This is a genomic window from Paenibacillus sp. Aloe-11 (genome assembly GCF_000245715.1).
GTDB classification, from domain to species: domain Bacteria; phylum Bacillota; class Bacilli; order Paenibacillales; family Paenibacillaceae; genus Paenibacillus; species Paenibacillus kribbensis.
This window is the reverse complement of record NZ_JH601048.1, coordinates 15556-17005: the sequence shown is the minus strand read 5'-3', so window position 1 is coordinate 17005 and position 1450 is coordinate 15556. Positions and strand designations below refer to the sequence as shown.

At 51.4% G+C, this 1450-nt stretch carries 1 protein-coding gene and 1 pseudogene; both read right to left on the bottom strand.

From position 1 onward, the window contains the following. Positions 1-782 (bottom strand): annotated as a pseudogene (locus WG8_RS28005) (acyl-CoA synthetase FdrA); the annotation flags it as partial. A gap of 57 nt (positions 783-839) precedes the next feature. Beyond that, positions 840-1450: Ldh family oxidoreductase (locus WG8_RS28000; protein ID WP_007429027.1), on the bottom strand; the 611-nt coding region annotated here is incomplete at its 5' end.

Sequence of the window (1450 nt, the reverse complement as noted above, 5' to 3'; positions counted from 1 at the left end):
GCTGGCGGCTTGGATACAATGACGATTACCTCGGTCTGGTCGTTATGCGCCAGTCCGCGGATACCGTCCAACATCGTAATCGCCCCGACGGTCTCCGAGAGGTCACGTCCCCCGGTGCCAATCGCGTGACTGATGCCGCCGCCCATGCGGTCGATCAGTGTGGTCACTTCCTGGATGCCTGTACCCGATGCACCGACGACACCGATATTGCCCGCTTTCACCCGATTCGCGAAGGCAAGCGGAACACCTGATATAATACCTGTACCGCAATCAGGACCCATCACGAGCAACCCTTTGTCATGTGCCTTCTGTTTTAGACTCAACTCTTCTTCTACCGGTACATTGTCACTAAAAATAAAGGCATGCAGTCCGTAATCGAGCGCTTTATCCGCTTCTGCCACCGCGTATTGACCTGGCACCGAAATAATGGCCAAGTTGGCATTCGGGTTCTCCTTCAACGCGCGCTCCCACGAGCGCACGCTCTCCATTGAGGACTGGCTGCTGCTGACGGATTGGTCGCTTAAGAAGTTGTCAACCGCAACGAGAATATCATCCAGTCCGCTATGCGCCTCGGTATCGATGACAATGCACATATCATTGGCCCCGGCCGACTCCAGCTCATCTGTATACAACCCGGAATTACGCATAATGTCTTTGTTGGCCGGCGTCCCCATCATGATAGACGCTTGAACCACACCTTCAAGCGCAGAAATATAATTGGTCAGAAGCATCAAATTGACCGAATCTTGATACGAATTTTTTTTAATGATCGTATGCAGCATTCCTGGTTCGCCTCACTTGTCCGTTTTGATTAATTGACATTTCTTATCATGCAGGTGTTACGTTGCAAATGGATCTTTATGATCATAAGTGTTGTTATGAACGACATCGGATACGAGATAGTTATATACCTCGTCTACAATCTCAATGCCGTTAGCTTCGTTCTCCTGCTCGATCAGGTCATAATTCTGTCCCGGATAGAGAACCCGCTCAAAGCCAGGCGCCGGATTAATGCCGTTCAAATCACTCATTGTCTTTGAAATATTGCGCCGGAACGTATCCAAATCGGTAAAAAAGGACGGGTTAATCACAATATGAAGCTGACCCAGATTGCGGCCTTCGGTCAGGTCGTGGTACATGGAGCTGACCTGATTGCCGAACGGCAAACCAAGAAGGATGCCGGACAGTACATCGACCATCATCATCAGTCCGTACCCTTTCGGCCCTGCAATCGGAAGCAATGCGTGCACTTTAAACGGGTCATCCGTCCTTACGCCCTGTTTATCCACCGCCCATGTATCCGGAATCGGCTCGTGCTTTGAACGGGCATGCAAAATCTTCCCCCATGCCTGGACGGTAGTCGCCATGTCGAAGGTAATGAGCTCGCTGCCTTCTCCTGGCGCGGCGAAGGCAATCGGATTCGTGCCGTAATAAGGCTCGGCCCCGCCAA